Origin of the sequence: Leptolyngbya sp. Heron Island J (assembly GCF_000482245.1) — a bacterium.
Lineage (GTDB): Bacteria > Cyanobacteriota > Cyanobacteriia > Phormidesmidales > Phormidesmidaceae > Leptothoe.
In genome coordinates, this window is sequence record NZ_AWNH01000047.1 from 18,182 (window position 1) to 38,467 (window position 20,286).

Annotated in this window: 13 protein-coding genes; 8 read left to right on the plus strand and 5 right to left on the minus strand. The window is 47.4% G+C overall.

All coding sequences use genetic code 11. The features are described 5' to 3' along the window. Positions 1-475 precede the first annotated feature (475 nt). Complete coding sequence (locus N836_RS53680; protein WP_023073104.1) at positions 476-1,057, plus strand: hypothetical protein; 582 nt, start codon at positions 476-478, stop codon at positions 1,055-1,057. A gap of 435 nt (positions 1,058-1,492) precedes the next feature. Next, positions 1,493-6,706, plus strand: coding sequence for an AMP-binding protein (locus N836_RS0138180; RefSeq protein WP_023073105.1), 5,214 nt, complete (start codon positions 1,493-1,495; stop codon positions 6,704-6,706). A 145-nt stretch (positions 6,707-6,851) separates the two neighbouring features. Here the strand turns inward: N836_RS0138180 and N836_RS0138185 are convergent, their stop codons facing one another. Both N836_RS0138185 and N836_RS53685 read right to left on the minus strand, forming a co-directional pair. Beyond that, positions 6,852-7,529, minus strand: a complete 678-nt coding sequence (locus N836_RS0138185) for a hypothetical protein (protein WP_023073106.1) — start codon at positions 7,527-7,529, stop codon at positions 6,852-6,854. A 26-nt stretch (positions 7,530-7,555) separates the two neighbouring features. Next, positions 7,556-8,710, minus strand: coding sequence for a hypothetical protein (locus tag N836_RS53685; RefSeq protein ID WP_023073107.1), 1,155 nt, complete (start codon positions 8,708-8,710; stop codon positions 7,556-7,558). Between the two features lie 59 nt (positions 8,711-8,769). Here N836_RS53685 and N836_RS53690 point away from each other — a divergent pair, with 59 nt between their 5' ends. Next, on the plus strand, positions 8,770-11,937 hold the full coding sequence (locus N836_RS53690) for an alpha-mannosidase (protein ID WP_023073108.1): 3,168 nt from the start codon (positions 8,770-8,772) through the stop codon (positions 11,935-11,937). Positions 11,938-12,190: 253 nt separating this feature from the next. Here N836_RS53690 and N836_RS53695 read toward each other — a convergent pair whose 3' ends face one another. After that, a complete protein-coding gene (locus tag N836_RS53695; RefSeq protein WP_023073109.1) occupies positions 12,191-12,592 on the minus strand; it encodes a single-stranded DNA-binding protein in 402 nt (133 codons plus the stop codon). Between the two features lie 200 nt (positions 12,593-12,792). Beyond that, positions 12,793-14,268, minus strand: a complete 1,476-nt coding sequence (gene glgA, locus N836_RS53700) for a glycogen synthase GlgA (RefSeq protein ID WP_023073110.1) — start codon at positions 14,266-14,268, stop codon at positions 12,793-12,795. A 285-nt stretch (positions 14,269-14,553) separates the two neighbouring features. Between glgA and N836_RS53705 the strand changes: the two genes are divergently transcribed. From N836_RS53705 to N836_RS53715, 4 genes are all read left to right on the plus strand, one after another. Continuing rightward, positions 14,554-14,751, plus strand: coding sequence for a ribbon-helix-helix domain-containing protein (locus tag N836_RS53705; protein WP_023073111.1), 198 nt, complete (start codon positions 14,554-14,556; stop codon positions 14,749-14,751). Positions 14,752-14,767: 16 nt separating this feature from the next. Then, positions 14,768-14,965 (plus strand): hypothetical protein, encoded by a 198-nt coding sequence (locus N836_RS0138195; protein WP_031292863.1) that lies wholly within the window; start codon positions 14,768-14,770, stop codon positions 14,963-14,965. After that, positions 14,965-15,396: a hypothetical protein gene (locus tag N836_RS53710; protein ID WP_023073113.1), complete on the plus strand. Its 432-nt coding sequence runs from the start codon at positions 14,965-14,967 to the stop codon at positions 15,394-15,396. The genes N836_RS0138195 and N836_RS53710 overlap by 1 nt, the downstream gene beginning before the upstream one ends. A gap of 79 nt (positions 15,397-15,475) precedes the next feature. After that, a complete protein-coding gene (locus N836_RS53715) occupies positions 15,476-17,743 on the plus strand; it encodes an NACHT domain-containing protein (protein WP_023073114.1) in 2,268 nt (755 codons plus the stop codon). On the opposite strand, the gene N836_RS53720 is transcribed toward N836_RS53715, so the two are convergent. Then, complete coding sequence (locus N836_RS53720; protein ID WP_023073115.1) at positions 17,733-18,626, minus strand: alpha/beta fold hydrolase; 894 nt, start codon at positions 18,624-18,626, stop codon at positions 17,733-17,735. The two genes, N836_RS53715 and N836_RS53720, sit on opposite strands and share 11 nt — an antisense overlap. Positions 18,627-18,747: 121 nt before the next feature. Between N836_RS53720 and N836_RS53725 the strand changes: the two genes are divergently transcribed. After that, positions 18,748-20,202: a hypothetical protein gene (locus N836_RS53725; protein WP_023073116.1), complete on the plus strand. Its 1,455-nt coding sequence runs from the start codon at positions 18,748-18,750 to the stop codon at positions 20,200-20,202. Positions 20,203-20,286 lie beyond the last annotated feature (84 nt).

Genomic DNA, 20,286 nt, shown 5'->3' on the forward strand with positions numbered 1-20,286 from the left:
TAAAACTGAGCTGAAGATATGAAACTTACCGGACTATGTTTCCCAAAAATCGGAATGGAGAGGATAGCGCTCTAAAGTAATGCTATCTGTAATTCGAGCCGTATAAAGCATAAATGGTTTTGTAGTAGATGTTAATTGCTTAGTGGAATCGTAGCCAATGCATACACCCTAATGGTGGATCTCAGCCTGTTTCAGCTATTCCTCTTGAGTGAGCCGCAAAATTACCCAATATTCCTCTAGCTGCATTCTTAATCTTCACCATAGCGACATGAAGCCAGTTTAAGCCCAGCGGTCAGCAATCAGAAAAATAAAGTTTCAGTAAACTATCCGGACAGAGCTTTATGTAATTTTTTTCAATTCCTCGAACTTTGGGCGATCTTTATCCGTGGATTTATTTATGATTTTAAAAATAAAAATAATCAATCTGTGCTTCCACTGAGGCGTTGATTACATTTTTAATAAGCGGGTGAGCATTATGACTATTTTCGGCAGAGCCATTCGTAAATTCAAACGTGTCTTTGGCCGTTTTCACCTTGATAAGAAGCTTTGGCTATTCGCTCTGGGCGTTCTGCCGCAGCGGGTTGCATTTGGTCTTTGGCATCGTTCTCTACCCAGAAAAATGTACTTTCACATGCGTAAGGCAGGTGCTCGTGTCATTCAGTTACAGGATGCTTACTTAATAGTCCATTGGTCAGATTTCCCGCCAGTAGGATCTGGGCCTTCGGCATCACTCTATGTGCTTGAGGAGGAAGTGATGCGAATTGACTGTTTTGGAGGCATAGATGGCCATATGCACTTTAACCCTGAGCAAGATTATCTAAATAATTGTTTGGATATTGCCAGAACGCCGAGAATCTATTTCCCAGAGGGCAGTCGACAAGAGCATGTCGATAGGGCTGTGTTTGAACTCAAGCGAAATGCACCTACGGCTTTGGCTATGAATGTGTTGCCTATGATTCAAAACTATTCATTGGCTACCGATGAACTCGACGCTGCCGCCGAGCAGATGCGTGGTTTGATGACTAAGATGTTAGTCAAGGATTTGGTGGCTGTATAAGCTGTTTAACACCTATAGATGTTTTACCCAAGGGAGCCTTGCTCGGGTGCCTATGGAGAAATATCTGCTCTGGGGGACGGAGGGCTATACCAGCTTGGCTTTCATGCTACTGCCTTGAGCCGCATATAGGTGGTAATAGTTGCTTCGTTCCAAGGCTGTTGCATCACTAGAGTGGCTCGACTGATGATAGATGATGTCTATTAGGATTAGAGCCTGGTGGGGTATTTTGAGTTCACTCATCCGAGCGAGGTTCGCTATAAATTGTATTTATTGTGTAATTTAGTAACTGAGACAACAGTTTTTACCCTTGGCTAATTGCGATCGCAGCTATGTTTGTGGTGGTTCTGGCTGAGGTAAAGCCAGTTTGATGCACTTGTGTAACTGAATTATTTTTCTTACTAGCCAATTTAATATCCAATATCTTGCTACCACGACATGTCTTCCCAATCATCTGTAATTGAGCATCAGTTAACGACTGTCTTACTGAAGCAGGATGCCATTCTCGACTGCGTAGTGCGATTGAGACAGCGTGAAGACTCATCACACCAATCTTTACTTATTTATGTCGTACTACTGGGAACGTTTAGTGAGAACCGGCTGAAATCGTATCTGGAATCTGAGTTTCAATATCCGCTGCCGGAGATTCAGATTATCCCTATTACCCATGTACCGCTATTAGATAATGGTGATGTGGATGATGTAGCCCTGGCTAATTTATCGTCATTGGATGCGGGGTTATCAGAACGTTGGCAACAGTACTGGCAATCCTGCTCTGATGTGCAGCAAGTTGTGGTTACTGTTGAACCCAAAGTAGAGCAACTCTCTCGCTTACATTTGACTGAGGTTTTACCAGATAACCACCTGACTAGAGAAGAGCCGACTACAGAGCTGTCGGTGACATTGACAACTTCATCTGGCTCGACATCTCTTGAGGCTGATGAAAAATCTCAGAGGCTATCTATTGCGATTGGAGAAGACTTAAGGCTAGATCGGCCACTACCTCTAAATTTGGCTCAAGCGCTGCAGCATACGGCTCAGAAGTTCCCAATGCGGGGGATTACCTATATTGGTACGGATGATACTGAGCAGGTGCAAACCTACCCTGAGTTGTTATTTCAGGCCAGACATATTCTGAGTGGGTTACAGCAATTAGGGATCAAATCCCAGGAAAAGATAATTTTTCAGTTTGATAATAATCAGGACTACATACCAGCCTTCTGGGCCTGCATGCTGGGGGGCTTTGTGCCCGTACCAATCTCGATTGCGCCAGTGTATGAGCCTGGTAATGCGGTGGTGCAAAAGCTGTGTAATGCCTGGCAACAGCTGGAAAAGCCTCTTATTTTTACCAATGAGCACGTAGGTCAACAGTTGGAAAAACTGAGTGCTGATTTAAGTCTGACGGCATTTCGGCTGCAGACGCTTGAGGCCTTAACTGTATCTGAAATGTTGCCGCAAGACAAAGGTCAGGTGCCTAGCTATGAGAGTCGGCCTGATGATTTAGCGGTTTTGTTATTTACATCGGGGAGCACAGGTAAGCCCAAAGGTGTGAGTTTGACCCATCAAAATATTTTGAGTAATGTTGCCGCCAGTGCTCAGGTGAATCAGTTTACGAGTCGAGATATTTCCCTAAACTGGTTACGTCTGGATCATGTCGGGAGTCTGGTACGGTGTTCTATCCGAGATATTTATGTGGGCTCTCATCAAGTGCATGCGCCAGCAGAGCTGGTGTTGGAGCAGCCCCTGAGGCTACTGGATTGGATTGAGCGATACCGAGTGACGTTTGCGTGGGCTCCGAATTTCGCTTTGGGTCTGATTAACGATCATGCTGATGAAATTCAGCGACGTAAGTGGGATCTGTCTTCTCTGCGTTCGATGCTGAGTGTTGCAGAGGCCATTGTTCCCAGGACAGCCCAGCGCTTTTCTGAACTGCTATCTGGTTTTGGTATAACTCCAGAGAAAATGCATTCTGCCTGGGGCATGTCTGAAACCTGTGCTGCTGTTACATTTTCTCACCGCTATCTGTTGTCATTGACACCGGAGGCAACTGCGGTGGAAGTAGGGGCTCCAACCGCAGGGTTTCAGATGCGTGTGGTAGATGTCCAAGATCAGCTCTTACCAGAGAATACGACGGGGCGGCTACAGATTAAAGGGCCGATGGTGCTATCTGGTTATTATGAAAATGATGCGCTCAATCAAACTGTATTTACTCAAGATGGATGGTTTAAAACCGGTGATTTGGGATATTTGCAAGCGGGACGTTTGACGGTTACTGGCCGTGAGAAAGATGTCATCATTATTAATGGCCTAAATCACTATAGCCATGAGATTGAGGCCGTTGTTGAGACAGTTGAAGGCGTTGAAGTTTCTTTCACTGTTGCCTGTGGTGTGCGTCGACCTGGTCAGGATACGGATCTGTTGCTGATTTTCTTTAATCCATCCAAGGCGCAGTCGGATTTAGCTTCGTTGCTACGTCAGATTCGTAGCCATGTGGTGCGATCGCTAGGCATTAGTCCAACATACTTAATTCCTGTCGCTCAAGATGAAGTACCTAAAACCTCCATTGGTAAGCTGCAACGCCTGAAGCTAAAACAGCAGTTTGAAACTGGCCACTTTGATCAGCGAGTTAAGCAAACTGATATCTTGCTGGCGAATGAAAATACGATTCCTGACTGGTTTTACGAGAAAGTTTGGGTCGCTAAATCTGCCCATGGCGAAAGTGCTCAGTCTGTTACAGGATTAACCCTGATTCTTGCTGATTCCTCAGGGTTGGGTCAGGCGCTGCAGGAGAAATTGGCGAGTTCTCAAGATGCTTGTTTGCTGGTGGAAGCAGGGGCTGAATTTAGTCAGCTGACGGCTGAGGGATATACCCTGAATCCCCATAATCCTCAACACTATGAACAGCTATGGGCAGCCCTATCAAAGCGAGATCAGCCTATTACGCAGATTGTTCACTGTTGGCAATATGGTGAGTTGTTGTCTGGTAACAGTCTAGAAGAGTTGGTGACTACTCAAGATCTAGGTCTATATAGTGTTTTATGGCTAGTTCAGACATTGGCGTCACAACCTGACCATGCTACTCAACCCATCCGTTTACAAATAGTCGCTAGCAACGCCCAGGCCACCCACGACCAAGAATCGGTAGCCTATGAAAAGAGCCCTCTACTAGGGCTGGTTAAGACCATCTCGAAAGAAATTCCCTGGTTAGACTGTCGTCACCTTGATCTAGCGATTGCGCCGATCCAAGAGAATGTTACCTATATTGTGGATGAGCTGCAGGTTCTGCAACAAGAACGAGAGGTGGCTGTTCGTGACGGTCTCAGACGAGTTCCTCGGCTGCAACCTGTGGGCTTTAATGATGAGCCAGCCCAGGATATTCCTATTCAGCCTGGTGGATTTTATATTATCAGCGGAGGATTAGGAGGCGTTGCGGTTGAAATTGCTCAATATCTGATGCGTCACTATCAGGCTCACTTATTGCTGTTGGGTCGCTCTCCGCTGCCGGAGCGTTCAGAATGGTCAACGCGATTAACTCAGGATGATAAAACGGCAGAACGGATTCGAAACTTGCTTTTGTTGGAGGCGATTGATTGCGATCGCATTCAATATAGCGCCATAGATATTTGTGAGTTTGATCAACTACTCAAAGTTGTTGAACAGCTTAAATCCCAGTGGCAAGTACCACTCAACGGCATCTTTCATTTAGCAGGTACTGCGCCAGAAAGACTGTTACTTCAAGAAAGCCAGGCCTCGCTAGCAGATACACTCAGACCAAAAATGCAGGGTACCTGGTCTTTACATCAACTGGCTATGGGGCAGGAGAGCTGTCTTTTTGTCAGCTTATCGTCTGTGATTAGCCTGTTTGGTGGCGCTACTGTGGGGGGCTATGCAGTTGCCAACAGTTTTCTAGAAAGCTTTAGTCAGTATCAGCGCTGTGAAGCGGGACTGCAGAGCTACTGTTTTGGGTCGAGTACCTGGTCACAGATTGGTGTGAATAAAGGATATCAAGGCACAGATGCCCGCCGCGCTCAAGGACAAATGGCCATGTCAGTACACCAGGGCCTTGATTCGCTTTTGATTGGCTTGACCCATCGCAAATACCAGCTGATTTTTGGTCTAGATGGTACTAAGCGACCTGTGCAATGTCTAAAAAATGTGCCCGTGGCGTTAACCCATCGTTTTCAAGCCTATGGCACCTTAGCGATTGGGCATCCAACTAACCATCTAGCTCCAACCACCATCGTTGACGAACGGTTTGATACACCGAGTCACTGCGAGTTTACAGTACTGCCTGAGTTACCCCTCACAGTGACGGGTGAGCTTGACCGTGAACAGCTATCGACCATAGTGGCGGCTAAAAATCCGGGTCAAACTGCACCCCGTAATCCAGTTGAGCAGGAATTAGTCCAGATTTGGCAGACTGTACTGGATGTGGATTCTATTGGCATCGATGACAACTTTTTTGAGCTAGGAGGGACATCGGTCCTGGCCGCTCGACTCTTCTTACAGATTGAGCAATCTTTTGGTCGAGTGCTACCGCTGGCGACGTTGTTCCAATCCCCTACGATTGAGCAGCTTGCCCAGGTACTAGCTCAGTCAGAAGCCTCAGATGATTGGGCTTCGCTGGTTGCGATTCGCACACAAGGTACCCGAGCACCGTTATTTTTTGTCCATGCTGGCTTTGGTGACATTGTTTGCTTTGAAAAGCTAGTGCGATATTTGGATATTGATCGGCCCTTCTATGCCTTGCGTCCCAGAGATTTAGATGGTGTGACTGAGCCATTAGAAACAATTGAGGCCATGGCAGCCCATTATGTGACTGAAGTGTTGAAACAGCAACCTCAGGGGCCTTATCTATTGGGAGGTCAATGTACAGGTGGCGTTGTTGCTTATGAAATGGCACGACAGCTGAAACAACAGGGGCATGAAGTGGGTCTTTTGGTGATGCTAGATACCACATTTCCAGCCTATAAAAATTATTGGCTGCCTCGCCGTCGATATTATTTCCACAAGCCTACTTTCAAACCCGGTGTATTAGATGTCTGGTACAACGTTTCCCTGCTGTTATACCTGTGGCGCAAGATTGGTTACGCTATTGAATTCCGTGTCCGTTCAATGCGTCGATCTGTTTGGTTAAAGCCGTTTTCCAGGCTGAAGCCCTATGCTGAAAAACTGTTAGACTTACTAAGATTTAGCTCCCATGCAACAACATCTGATCAAAATGAACTGGGTGATTCAGAAACAATAATAACTAGCTCATCGTTGACAGTGCTGAGTTCAGCAACGCTGGATTCCGAGCGCTCGCTGGAGGATGTTTCTCAGCGTAATGCCTATATTAAAGATCGGTTTTTTGAGACTTTTCTGCGAGCCCAGGCGACCTATAATCCTCCGCCCTATGATGGCGATATTGATTTCTTGGTATCCACTATGGATACTTATGTGCCAGTTTCCAAACCCTATTCACCGGCTTCCTTTAGAAAGGTGAATCCAGTCACTGATATGGACGAGCTGTTATGGGGCTGGGATAGGGTAGTTGAACGTGAATTTAGAATCCATCCATTTGAGAGTACTCATGAGATGATGCTGGATGAGCCCTATGTGAATCGTTTGGTGGAAAAGTTGCAGGCTGTGATTGATAGCTGCCAGGTTTAGGAGAGTGCTTACTAAACAGTAGGGGATTGTAAAAATAAAGTCTCAGGTTGGGCTGTAGATAGGTGGATGAGTGATGGGTGGATGGGGGAATCATTTAAGTGTGGGTGGCTGAAGGGTTTGGTAAAGATAGATTTTTGGCAACGCTTTATGGTGTAGAGGTATCAGGTAAGGATTGGACCACAGCGCTTTTGGCTGATTGCCAGCAATAGATGGTGAGGTTTACCAGACCCAGGAGTTTGGTGCCGTCTTCTAGCATGATGGGGGTGCCGATACCGCTGATGGGTAAGAAATCGGCGGCGGCTGAAAGAGTTAAGAGACTACCGGCAATGGCTAGGAGGCCATAGGGTGTGGTGAGGATTGTTCGCCAGAAATAGGTTGCGATCGCAACTCCAGCCGCACTATAGAGGCCATACATCAGCACCTTAGGAATATCCAGTAAAAAGTGGAGAATAAGTGTTATCCGAAATGCATCATCTATCAGTAACAGGGCTAAAAACGTACCGAAATACATCAAATAGCGCCGCAGCTGTCGGTGATGCAACAGACTAGCAGAAAAAAAACAAAGAGCGATAGGAAAGCACCAAACAATTTCAGAAATCTCTGTCAGAATACCTTCATAAGGAATTGAATAGGGCTCACTAAATAAGGTAATCAATAGGTCAATACCCGTTGAACGTCTGAGGGTGCGACCTCCGGAGTAGCCATTTAATACGGTTGAAAGCTTGATATAGGCGGTCAGTAAGGCGAAGGGCAAGATAACCGTAAGATTTAATAATAAGACTGTGTAATGATGACGACACAGACGATAGCAAGATTTAAGCATAACAAGTTGCAAGACAACAGTTCGGGCTATCCCATGTTAGCTCTATGCTCAAGCCACTGTTGCCATCGGTGCTCACACCAGGTGAGAACACGATCAATCCAGCGCAGAATCTTTTCTAGGGGATGCTCCAGGTAGCTAACATCGTTGACGTTGGCCTCAAAGGCATCCGGGGAATTACTGGATAGTCGCTGCTGTACCTGGTCCATGCCATTGACTGTATCCCCTTGCAGGTGTCGTGCCCGCATCTTGACTGTGCTGGGTGTCGATGACTGGGGGTAAAAAATCCGTGATTGTGGCTGTGGTGAAGAGGTTGGGGCAGGCAGGTCGGGTAGTTCTGGTCCTGGTGCTACTTGTAACCATGCTTTTTTTAGCTCCATCGGTAACGCGGCTATAAAGACTCCACCAATGGCAAGAATAGTTTTAACAGACAGTTGTTTAGGCTGACGCGGGACGATTGTTCTCGATTGCTGGTAAGCATGCATCACCCGAATAATGTAATGCTGCAAATCTTGCTGTTGCTCAGGGGTCAAAATATCAAAGACTTCATTTTTAAGATTCACCACTACCAGGTTGCGAGTTTTAAGTGATGATGCCAACGTTGTGCCATTTTGAGCAAGACCCCATTGCGCACCCTGATGAATGTCAGCCGAACCACTGGTGGTTAAATGTCCTCGTTTTTGTTGTGGTCTTTTGTTAGGGGTTAATTGTCCAGAGCTATAGCGAGATTTGGCAAGGGCAGCCGTCTCCCGAGCGGGTTGAAATCTTTTGGGAAATTGTTGTCGAATCCGATCAACTACGGTGACCAGCAGATGTTTAGCGGTGCGAGTAATACTACTTTTTGGAGCGATGGCTAGCTGACCTCTTTGTTCTGATGAGAGCAGCTGCTGTGTGTGGGTCAAAATCGCCGTTAGTGAGTGCTCAAGATCGGTGACGTTGCCCTGGGCTGGTGTCATGGGTTCAGTGGGCTGATCGGATTTGGTTGGGCTTTGACCCAAGACAAATCTGGCCCGTTCTAGCGATCGCATGATGGCATAGATCGGGAAGACGGCCACCTGGGCTCCCCAAACGGTAGTTGACTGCAGCTGTCGCCAGGCTCGATCTTGTCGCTCTAATCCCTGTTGCCACTGTTGCAGGACAAATCTGAGTAATTTGCTTTTGTAGGGGCGAGACGACGATGGCATAGTTGTATGGCAAGTATCCTCAGATGCTTGAGCAAGCTTAGTTCGATCTTAGCGGAAGTATGAACGCCCCCACCTCAATTGTGACCAACCTGATTCACGAGTTACGCTCCTATACTCAGCAGGATGTGCAGATGCGATGGCATGGTCTTTCTGAAGAGCTGGGGAGCAGCCTGTCAGCGGCCATGGAGTGTGGGGCGCAATGGGATGTGATGTCGTTAAATGAGCGTCAGCACATTGCTTGGCCTCAAGGGCAAGTCGTGTTCTTATATCAGCGATTTACGATCCCTCACACCCTGAATGGTTATCCCCTAGAGGGGTTAACCCTACGGTTGGACACTGCCTGGTGGGCTGAAGATGCACAGCTTTATCTTAATGGTGAGTTGGCCCAGGCTGGAGATTTGTTCGACTTTTTTACACGTCTTTGTTTAAGTGAGGCGGTCACGCCAGGGCAGTCATTTGATGTGGTGCTGCGCTTAGAAAGCCCGAAACATGATGCAGGGGCTTTGGTGCGATCCCAGCTAATTTACGAAGCCCCTAATCACCCCATTAGCCCTGAACCCGGTTTTGTGGCCGACGAATTACAGGTTCTACAGTACTATTTGCAAACCCTTGCCCCCGAAAAACTGGCTGCCGTTGAAACCCTAATGCTTGATGAGTGGCAAACTAGCCACGGTAATTTACATCAGCGGCTAGCTCACTTACGTCAACGTCTGCTGCCCTATGGCGACTGGGTCAAACAGCGACAGATCCACTGTGTGGGGCATGCCCATTTAGATTTAGCCTGGCTCTGGCCCGTAGCCGATACCTGGCAAGCCGCAGAGCGCACCTTTGAATCGGTACTAGCGCTACAGCAGGATTTTCCTGAACTGACCTACACCCACTCCAGCCCAGCATTATTTGCCTGGTTAGAAGCCCATCGCCCGCTGCTATTTCGTAAAATTCAGCAGCAGGTGAAAGCCGGAAACTGGTCGATCGATGCGGGGTTATGGGTGGAGCCTGAACTAAATATCGTGAGTGGAGAAGCGATCGCACGACAAATTCTCTATGGGCAGCGCTACTGCCAGGAAAAATTTGGTACCCGTAGTTCAATTGCCTGGTTGCCCGACACCTTTGGGTTTTGTGCGCAGCTGCCTCAGTTGCTGAAGCTAGGCGGTGTAGAAGTCTTTGCCACCCAGAAACTGCGCTGGAACGACACTACCCAGTTTCCCCATGAGCTGTTTCGATGGCAGGCCCCCGATGGCAGTGAGATTTTAGGCTGGACGCTGCCGCCGATTGGCACAGATTTTGATCCGGTGCAGATGGCGGCGTATGCCGCCAGATGGGAAAAGAAAACAGAGAGTCCCCACGCCTGCTGGCTACCCGGTGTCGGAGATCACGGCGGTGGCCCCACCCGCGATATGTTAATCAAAGCCCGCCGCTGGCGAGAATCTCCATTTTTCCCCCAGGTGCAATTTTCAACCCCGCAACAATTTCTAGAGACTGTCTCCAGTGCCTTATCTAGGTCTAATCCACCCGGTACCGAGACTGTCTCCCAGCAATTTCTAGGCCAATTACCCCTGTGGGATGACGAACTATACCTGGAGCTGCATCGAGGCTGCTATACCGCCCATGGCGATCAAAAACAACAGAATCGACGTGGAGAAGATTTACTATATCAAGCAGAAGTATGGGCAACCGTGGCGCAGTTAATCACTGGGCAGCCATACCCTAAAAACAGGTTAGAAACAGCTTGGAAAGGGCTGTTGTTTAATCAATTTCACGATATTTTGCCAGGCTCATCGATTCCTGAAGTCTTCCAAGATGCCAATCAAGAGTGGGCCCAGGTAGAGCGTTTGACACAAGACGTATTGACCAGTGCCTTAGAGACCCTAACTAACCAAGCTGGATCAGCACAGGGGCAGCCACTATTCGTCTTTAATGCCCATGGCTGGCCACGCACTGAGGTGGTAGATGTAGAGGTGCCCCTAGGGCGGTGGCAGATCATTAACTGTGAAACCGATCAGCCTGTTGATTATGCAGTCAGTCGAGTTAGTAATCCCCTGGTGGAAGAGGCTGAGAGTGAGAGGCAAGTCCTGAGTTTTGTCGCGAATGATGTGCCCGCTGTGGGATATCGTTTATATGCCCTGGTGGCTGATGCTACAGAGAATACAAAAGCATCCAGCACAGAAAAAAACAATACAGAAGAATATGTCTTAGACAATGGCTGTTTACGAGTTGTTGTATCTGCAGACACAGGAGAGATTATTTCCTGTGTCCATCTGGCAACAGAGCGAGAGATGTTTGCAACAGCCGCCAATCAGCTTCAGTGTTTTGAGGATAGCGGTCAATACTGGGATGCGTGGAATATTGCTCCTGATTATGCAAATAACCCTTGTGCCCCTGCAAAGCTGCTGGGACTCGAATGGCTGGCTAGAACCGCTATGCGTCAGCGTTTACGAGTTACTCGCCAGCTAAACCAGTCGATTATTGTTCAAGATTACTGTTTAGATGCCGAATCCCCCTGGTTAAAAGTAGAGACCTGGGTAGACTGGCAGGAAACTCAGGTGGTGCTTAAGGTTAATTTTCCCGTCACCATCAAGGCGGACCATGGCACCTATGAGGTACCTTTTGGTGCCATTGAGCGGTCGACTATCCCGACTACGGAACATGAAAAAGCCAAGTGGGAAGTGCCTGCTCTACGCTGGGCAGATTTAAGCGATGCCACCTTTGGTCTGAGTATTTTGACAGACTGTAAACATGGGTTTGATGCTCAGCCGAACCAGCTGCGGTTGACCTTGCTGAAGGCCCCGTTATGGCCAGATCCCGGTTGCGATCGCGGTCATCACCACTTTACCTACGCCATTTATCCCCATCCAGGTAACTGGCAAACAGCCCGCACCCCCCACCAGGCCCGTGCTCTCAACATTCCCCTGCAGTCCTACCTCCCTGCCGCTGTTCAACCCTCTGACGCATCGGCTGATTTCCCCGCCAGCCGCAGCTTCCTCAGCCTGGACTCGAACCACCTCATCCTCGCTGCCCTCAAACCAAGTGAAGCCGATCCCAGTCAGTTCATCGCTCGATACTACGATGCCTATGGAGTCGCCTCTGAGCAAGACCCCCTGTCTATGACCAACAGTCTAGGGTTGACTCTAGGAGAGCCACTGAATCTGCTAGAAGACCCACTAATCTGCTCCTCTGTGCGACCCTACCAAATTCAAACCCGCTGTCTTTATACCCAAAAGTCATAAGAAGTATAGAGGCCGAGTTGTCAGTGACGACAACTCGGCCCGTTTCTGTATATTGGTGTAGTAATAGGGGGTGGGTTAAATATAATTCGTTTGTCTACACACTCATTCAACCCAGATAATACCTATCCGCTAACACTTGAAAGAAAATTGCTTGAACTTTCTTTAAAGACATCAGGTCAGTTTGTTGAAGAGCATCAAAAGCTACCCCTTAATATCCAAAAAAGCTACGTAATTTTCCCACATGACTCCGTAGTTATACGGCCATAGGCACTTGGCCATCACTTCTCTTCTGATCATGGCTAACCTCTCCGTTGGCGTCCTTAACCACATCCAAGTCAATATCAAGGACAGCCATTGTCAATCCCGCTTTGGGGGCACCATCAACCTTTGATACATAGGGGGTCGGTTCTACACTGCCCGTACAAATAATGAGGGAACCTTTTTTGAGGAAACGTAGTTTACGCCAGGCAGCAGAGCCTTCCCAAATACTCAACCGCACAGTAAAAGACTCATTGCGATCCTTCACCCCACGGACATAGATAGTGGCGTCTGCTACCTTGGACTGACGACCGTTGCGTAACGCTACCGTCTTAACAGTGGCATCAGCAGCTAAATTACCACTGACGGTCCATTTATTCAGGCCAACACTAGACATGGCAAATAACCCCTTTTGAAGATCGCTAAATGTGCTTCCTCAAAGTGCCCACTCGGACGATTGGGGTTTGTATGGCGAAGGATGGAAAGATGAGGTCGAAGGAATGAAGACGAGCCCTGAACTTGTAAAAGCTGCAAGACTCTCAATTGTCCCAACCAAACTTTCGCCAGCTATTTGACCTGTGATCTGGATGTTATGGCTTACCGATGGCGAATTGAATCGTAGATCTTAATGTACTGTTCGCCGGGAATATTCCAGGAGTAATCGCATGCCATCCCCTGACGTTGCAGTTGTTGGAAACCTTGGCGATCGGTGTACCAAAGGTCTAACGCTCGGTCCATGGCTGACTCCAGAGCATAGTTATCAGACTGGTAGAACACAAAGCCATTACGCTTTTCAGGCGGCTTATTCTCGTCATAGTCAACATCAAAGACGGTATCCACCAGGCCACCAACGCCGCGTACGACGGGAACGGTACCGTATTTAAAGCTGATCAGCTGGGTCAGGCCGCAAGGCTCAAAGTTACTGGGCACCACAATAATATCCGCACCCGCATAGATCAGATGAGATAGCTCCTCATTAAAGCCCAACTCCAGGTGACAGTTAGGATTGTCATTTTGATGGGCTTTCTCGTATTGGAAGTGATCGTTAATGCTGGCGTTAGTCGCTGAGCCCAGCAAAACAAACTGCGCCCCCCGGTCAAGGGCGCGATACATAGCGTGGTGAACAAGATGTACCCCTTTCTGCTCATCCAGACGACCAATAAACGCCACCAGAGGCTTGTCATCGTGTCCTAACATCAGGCGTTCACGCAGCGCTTTCTTGTTATAAAGCTTATTTTCTAATGCTTCTGGCGAATAGGGCTCTGCGATGTAGGTATCCGTCATGGGATTCCACAAGTTGTAATCGATGCCGTTGAGGATGCCCTTAAACTTATGCTGGTTGATGTGGAGCGTATGGCCTAGACCATAGCCAAAATCGCCGTGGTGCGCTTCCCAGGCATGGTGGGGGGAAACAGTTGTGACCGCATTGGAGTAAACGATGCCACCCTTCATATAGTTCAGGGCGAAGGGATTGAAATTATCCTGCAGGCGCTCGTGGTCAAAGTAATAAGGTGCGCGATTGAGACCCGTAGCCCACAGCACATCTGTTCCGGCATTGCCCTGATGCTTAAAGTTATGGATGGTGTAGCACACCCGCTGGTGCTCCATCCCGTGGTACTTGTAAATTTCGAACAGCATCACTGGTATCAGACCCGTTTGCCAGTCGTGGCAGTGAATCACATCCGGATGCTTATTACTCTGTTGTAAAAACTCCAGGGCAGCCTTACTAAAGAAGGCAAAACGCATGGGATCATCATCGCAGCCATAGTATTTGCCACGACGGAACCAGTTGTCCTGATCGTGGGGCTCAATAAAAAAGCAGAGGCGTCCGTGAACCCAGCCACAGTGGACATCACATTTCACCTCGCCACCATACCAGGGCACCTTGAGGTCTTTGTACGCATCATGCAGACCCCAAATATGGTCGTAACGCATGCAGTCGTATTTGGGCAGAATCAGCTCTACCGTATGGCCACGCAGTTCTAGCTCACGACTGAGACCATAGACGACATCCCCTAAACCCCCGGCTTTGATTACCGGTGCGCATTCGGAGGCGATTTGTACGATATACATGCTGACCCCTCGCTGCTTATAAAACTGAATTATTTAACGTACAGACACCATCCAGTACGAACAAACGCACTAGATGATTAAGTATTAATTCCTATTAGAAAAATATTGTATAGAAACATGAAGGGATCTGCAGCTTCTATTCAACACAGATTGATACAGAAATCTAATCAAGTTTTAAGTCAAAGAATAGCCATCTTGACTCTGTTTACATTTTTTAGTGGCTTTAAAACACAAATTGATGTCTAATTGATGTAATAAGTGTGTCTGTAGATTGGAGGCGGTATCATGACCGCTATGACCAAACGTGTGCAAGTGACCCTTCCAGACCGCCTAGCGGAAGCTCTAGAGCAGTGGGCTGCTTATGATGGCCGACCGCTGAGTAATCTGTGTGCTTTTTTGCTAGAAAAGGCCGTGCTTGATGCTAAGCAAGCCGGTGTTGAATGGTCTGAGTCTGATCATGCCTCTGATAAGTCACGCAAGTGATTGTGAGGGGTGAACTATGTCTGAGTTGAACAAGTCTAAGCAGACTAGCCATGCGGCTACTGATCCACAAAAATGTAGGGAGATGGAAGCCCGCTATGGTTGGAAGCTTAAGGCAATTCAATCGACAGGAAATCCCATTCTGAAAGTGAATTGTATCTTTGATGGCGAGGCAGAATTTCCGAAGTCTCGATTAGATTATGGAGCTGATGATTAATGAGTCGATACATCATCTATCAAGCTGAAACTATGGATGCCCACGGTTGGGAGGCTCGTAAGCTTGTTAATGGTTCTAATGAGACGTTTACGGCTATTTTGGCAGAGCACTTTGACTCTGCAGACGGTCTGTTACCAGAAGTTGGGCATCGACTGACAGAGTATGTGACGGTATCTGAATCCGTTGATCCTCAGTTTCCAGGTGCGAGTACTCATTGCCGTGAGGGGGATTGGGAGATTACTCGGGTTGAGAGCTACACTCCTGAGCTGCCGATGGGACACTTTGAGTTGATTGTTGTTTGTGTATGTCGTTATGTGCCTGTGGAGAGTGAATTAGTGCCTCTAGGGAAAGTGACTGTATCTGCCGATTCGTTCGGTGGTGATCAAGCAGCCTATGAAGAATGGAAAGCTTCTGAGCTAGTTTCTCAGTAAATAAGAGTCCTTTTAGATCTCAAAGCGACATCTCTAGCAAAAGTAAGTACACTGTGGCTGATGCGGCTGAGGGATGCCAATGCTAGGTGATGCTCTTAATGGGGTGATTGGCCCTATTTTTGAGACGACTTGGAATGTGCTGAAGAATCAGTATGATGCTGGGTTGCAGCACGTTGATGATGAACAAAAGCGACTTTATGTGCAGCAGGCGACTGAACGTGCAGCGCAAGCATATCATCAGAAGTATTTGGAGCGGCATTGTAATGTGAAAGTGCTGCCGGGGCTTATGAAAGAAGCTATGCCCCTAGATACGATTTATACAGCGGTAAAGTTTTTAGGTGACTCGGACCTGAAATACTTCTCAACGCTGGATGACTTGGAGGAGATGTATCGTCAGTCTGGCAAGCGGAGGTTTCGAGTTGGTAGTGATGAGCGGAAAGATGGTTTAGATGCTGCCAACCAAGAACAGTATTTGATGGTGCTGGGTGGTCCTGGCGTGGGTAAAAGTACCTTTCTACGCAAGTTAGGACTGGAAGCGCTGAAGGGAAATCTGGCCCACGATCTGATGCCTGTTTTTATTGAGTTAAAGTCATTTAAGAGTGATGAACAAACGATTGCTCAGGCGATTACTAAAGAGTTAGAAATTGCCGGTTTTCCTGGGCCGGAGACTTTGGTGGAGTCACTCTTAGCAGAAGGCAAAATACTAGTTTTGCTGGATGGATTGGATGAGGTGCCTGCTAAGCAAGAGAATGATGTAATTGATCAGGTTCGTGATTTTTGCGATCGCTACAGTCAAAATCGCTTTGTCAGCTCCTGTCGTATTGCTGCCTACAAGGGAGGCTTTAATCGATTTATCGATGTAACAATGGCAGAGTTTGATGATGAACAGATTGAGCAGTTTATTAAACGTTGGTTTAGCTCAGATCTAGATATTCAAGCAGGAACAGCCCTGAGATTTTGGAATCTATTATGTCAACCTGAAAATGAAGCAGCAAAAGAACTAGCGCAAACACCACTATTGCTTACGTTTCTTTGTTTGACATACGATCGTTCCCAAAATTTACCCACAGTGCGCAGTACTCTATATGGAGATGCGTTGAACATTTTGCTTAAGGAATGGGCTGCTGAAAAAAGGCTAGAGCAAGATCCAATTTATCAAGGATTTCATGCTGATTTGGAAAAAGAATTGCTGGCTGAGATTGCATATGAAAGTTTTTCTGAGAATCAACTCTTTTTCTCAAAAGCTGAACTTGTTGAACGAGTTTCAAGTTTTTTAGAGGATACTTTGAATGCTCCAAAATATTTGGATGGAGTAGCGGTGCTTAAGGCGATTGAGAAACAGCAAGGAATATTAGTTGAGCGCGCACCAGATGCTTATTCCTTTTCGCATCTCACATTGCAAGAATATCTAGTGGCCCAATATATCAGCAATCAGTGGATAACAGGCAAGTTGGTGAGCCATCATTTAACTGATAGACGTTGGCGAGAGGTATTTTTGTTGGTTTCTGGCTTATTAGGTAAACGTAGTTATGAGATGTGGCTACTTATGCAGCGTCAGGCGAGTCACTGGATTGATTCTCCGCATCTTCAATCCTTATTGAATTGGGTTATTAAACCTTTTGGCAAAGACAATACTTTTGTAAGTGATGCCATATTAGTTAGGGCACGTTTTCTCCATTCATTCTTGAAGCTTATCAACGCACAACTTACCGTCAGTTTAGAATTCATTGATATTTCTTCCGAAAATGCTATCACTATGGTTAGCAAGGGAAGGATGATAAATCTTGCGAACACTTATCTTGACTATATTTCTAGGGTTTCCACTATTGTCAATGCAACGCTGAGTGCGAGTGCTACTACCATGGATATTATTGTTGCCACTCGTCAAGAAAATACGCTTGGAGTTGGTGATCTTGCTGATTTTCTGGCAACAGTTGTCTTGGGCTCTAGTTCCTATGTGCCGGTTCTTAAAACTAATAAAGATTTTAATAAGAGTGAATATATGGAGACTCTTGCTACAAGTCTTGCGATCGTTAATGCAATCGCTGATACGATAGAGAATAAGACTCTAGTCAAGAGATTTGGTGATTTGAGTGATCAATTACCTGGAATCGATTCAGAAGTATCGAAATGGATTGCCTTTGCTTTTGACTGTACAAAAGTGTATTTCGATATGTTTGATTTGGCTGATAAATCGTTTATGTTGACTCCAGAGGATGCGCATTCACTAGACAATTATCTCTACTCAGTTAAGCTCATCCTCGATTGTAAAAATGCTGCTGTGCGAGTTTCTCGTCAGCAATGGGAATCTATTGAATCCAGATTGCTTAGAGTATCTACAAATTGATTACTTTGTGAAGTGTCCAAGTCCGAATTAGCGGATTTACTAACTCAGGTCGATCATCATGAGGGCAATGCCCAGCATCTAGAAAATGTTCCTCAATATCATCGTAATACTTTCTAAAGAGCTGACTGCGCTGTTCGCAGTTCATCCAAGGGTCTTTGGTGCCCCACAACAACAGTAGAGGGCGCTCTAACTGCGACAACAATACATCTACTCGCTCACCTCTTGGAGCCTTGAACAAGGCGGCAAATGCAGCTGGCGCATCCCTTTCTGTTGCTGGACGATAGATGTTCTCGATCAGTTCTTCGGTGACTGCATCTTGATTCACGTAGACCTGTTTGAGGGTTTTGCGAATATAGGACTTGTTGCGGACAAATTGAAAGACAAACCAGCTGGGGATGGGGCTGAGGATAATGTTTTTAATCAGCTCACCAATGGTTTTCTTGAGAGGACTAGGCTCTTCGGTGGGCATCTGATCTTTAAATGAGCCCACACCGTTGAGCAGTACAGCACCTTTGACCCATTGGGGGCAAGTGGCGGCGGTAAACAAACAGCTGTAGCCGCCGATGGAATTTCCTGCAATCACGGCTGGTCGACCGATAATCTGCTCGATAAAGTTGCTGAGCTGGTCACGCCATAGATCAGAGCTATAGCCACCTGACGGCTTAGACGACCGGCCAAAGCCGATCAGATCGATAGCCCATACATCAAAGTCTTGCTGGAGTTCGTCGATGTTTTTGAGCCAGTGGTCGGTGGATGCGCCAAAGCCGTGGACCAGTAGCAGCGGTGGCCGATCGGTGCGGGGCTCACCAGCGCGTACGTAGTAGACGGTGAAGTTACGCCAGGTCCAGGTATTTCCGATGGCGGGGGCGGCTGCGATGGTCATGGGTAGATTGAAGGCGTTTATTAAGTAATATTTCGTTACTTGTTTAAGTCTATCGTGGGTTACACATCCTGGCAGCAGCGGGCGGCTAGGCTAGGACTATGTGTGCTGTGCTGCCCCCGCTATGACATCAATTCGTTCTCGATCTTCTCGTGTTCGTACGTTTCAGCTGTGGTTTGAGCGGTTGATGGTTGCGATCGCAACCGCAAACCTACTGCTGGTCTTTTTTGACCTCAGCTATATCCGGTTTCGTGATCAATACCTCAGGGTATTACCAGAGCTAACCACCTTGTATGGAGGGACCTTTAAGGGGATTGAACCCCATCGGGTGACGGAGGCTTACTTAGATGATGTTGATGAACTGAAGCAGATTTTAGAGGCTGAAGAGCTGGGGCTAGAATCGCCTGAGGCGCGTCGGCAGCTAGCAGTACTGCGGCAGAGCAGTGTCACCCTGGTGGATGAAGACCCGTTTGCAGTGGCGAATAAGTCGGGCACGCTGGAGCGGATTAAAAAGGAAATGCGCGATCACACAGGCCAGGAAAATTCCTCTAAAGATGCCTTTCGCATGTTCTGGAGTGAGGCATACCTGGAGCAAGGTTGGCGCGAGCAACTGGACTTTTTTGATACGGAGGTTCGACCGCGGATCAAGACCAATTACTGGCGGGGGATTGGGTTCAATGGCTTGCCCACCGACCGCTTCTGGATTATCGATCTTCCCTTTATTGCCCTATTTGCAGTTGAATTTCTGGGGCGCACCCTATATCTCAGCCGTCGCCATGCCAACACGACTTGGCTAGATGCCATGCTGTGGCGAATATACGATGCTCCATTATTTCTGCCATTCTGGCGCTGGCTGCGGGTGATTCCGGTGGTGGTGCGTTCCAATCAAGCCCAGTTGTCCCATCTTGATCCAATTCAGAGTCGCCTGAATCGTATTTTGATTAGTCAGTTTGCGGTCGAACTGACTGAGGTCGTTTTTCTACGCATGATTGACCAGGTGCAAAACCTGATTAAAGAGGGTCAGATCAGCCGCTGGCTGTTTGAGCTGACCAGCCAGCAAGGCTATATTGACCTAAATGATGTCAACGAAGTCCAAACGATTGCCCAGAAAATCAGCGACATCATCGTTAATAAAGTTTTACCGGAGATCAAACCGGAAATCGATGCAGTGCTAAGCCATAGCGTTACTGGAGCGCTTGCCCAGGCTCCAGCCTATCAAGGGTTGAAGTTGTTGCCAGGGTTTACCACCCTGTCTACTCAGATCACCCAGCAGATTTCCGCAGAAGTCTCCAAAAATCTCTACGGTGCTTTGCAGCAGGCATTGGCAGATGAGCAAGGGGCGGCCCTGTTTACCAAACTAGTCGAGAGCTTTGGTAAAAATCTGCGGGATGAAATGCGCCAGGGGAACACTCTAGAGGAGCTGCAGGAGTTGCTGGATGCTTTACTGGAAGAAGTGAAAGTGAACTACGTTGCCCGGATTGCTGAAAATGACATGGAGACCAGACGGGCAGATACCTATCGTCTCTATGGCACGACTCAAAAAGCGCGGCCTACACCGACAAAATTACTGGGCCGATAATCAGGATCTTTATTAGTTCGCATGAACTATATTGAAAGTGGGGTTTGAAGTTTGAGGGGCTGGTTCTGCAGACGTGCTTAAGCG

Coding starts and splice junctions, on each gene's coding strand:
- N836_RS53715 (WP_023073114.1), top strand. CDS start 15,476: ATGCTAGGTGATGCTCTTAATGGGGTGATTGGCCCTATTTTTGAGACG.
- N836_RS0138180 (WP_023073105.1), top strand. CDS start 1,493: ATGTCTTCCCAATCATCTGTAATTGAGCATCAGTTAACGACTGTCTTA.
- N836_RS53705 (WP_023073111.1), top strand. CDS start 14,554: ATGACCGCTATGACCAAACGTGTGCAAGTGACCCTTCCAGACCGCCTA.
- N836_RS0138185 (WP_023073106.1), bottom strand. CDS start 7,529: ATGCTTAAATCTTGCTATCGTCTGTGTCGTCATCATTACACAGTCTTA.
- N836_RS0138195 (WP_031292863.1), top strand. CDS start 14,768: ATGTCTGAGTTGAACAAGTCTAAGCAGACTAGCCATGCGGCTACTGAT.
- N836_RS53710 (WP_023073113.1), top strand. CDS start 14,965: ATGAGTCGATACATCATCTATCAAGCTGAAACTATGGATGCCCACGGT.
- glgA (WP_023073110.1), bottom strand. CDS start 14,268: ATGTATATCGTACAAATCGCCTCCGAATGCGCACCGGTAATCAAAGCC.
- N836_RS53720 (WP_023073115.1), bottom strand. CDS start 18,626: ATGACCATCGCAGCCGCCCCCGCCATCGGAAATACCTGGACCTGGCGT.
- N836_RS53695 (WP_023073109.1), bottom strand. CDS start 12,592: ATGTCTAGTGTTGGCCTGAATAAATGGACCGTCAGTGGTAATTTAGCT.
- N836_RS53690 (WP_023073108.1), top strand. CDS start 8,770: ATGAACGCCCCCACCTCAATTGTGACCAACCTGATTCACGAGTTACGC.
- N836_RS53680 (WP_023073104.1), top strand. CDS start 476: ATGACTATTTTCGGCAGAGCCATTCGTAAATTCAAACGTGTCTTTGGC.
- N836_RS53725 (WP_023073116.1), top strand. CDS start 18,748: ATGACATCAATTCGTTCTCGATCTTCTCGTGTTCGTACGTTTCAGCTG.
- N836_RS53685 (WP_023073107.1), bottom strand. CDS start 8,710: ATGCCATCGTCGTCTCGCCCCTACAAAAGCAAATTACTCAGATTTGTC.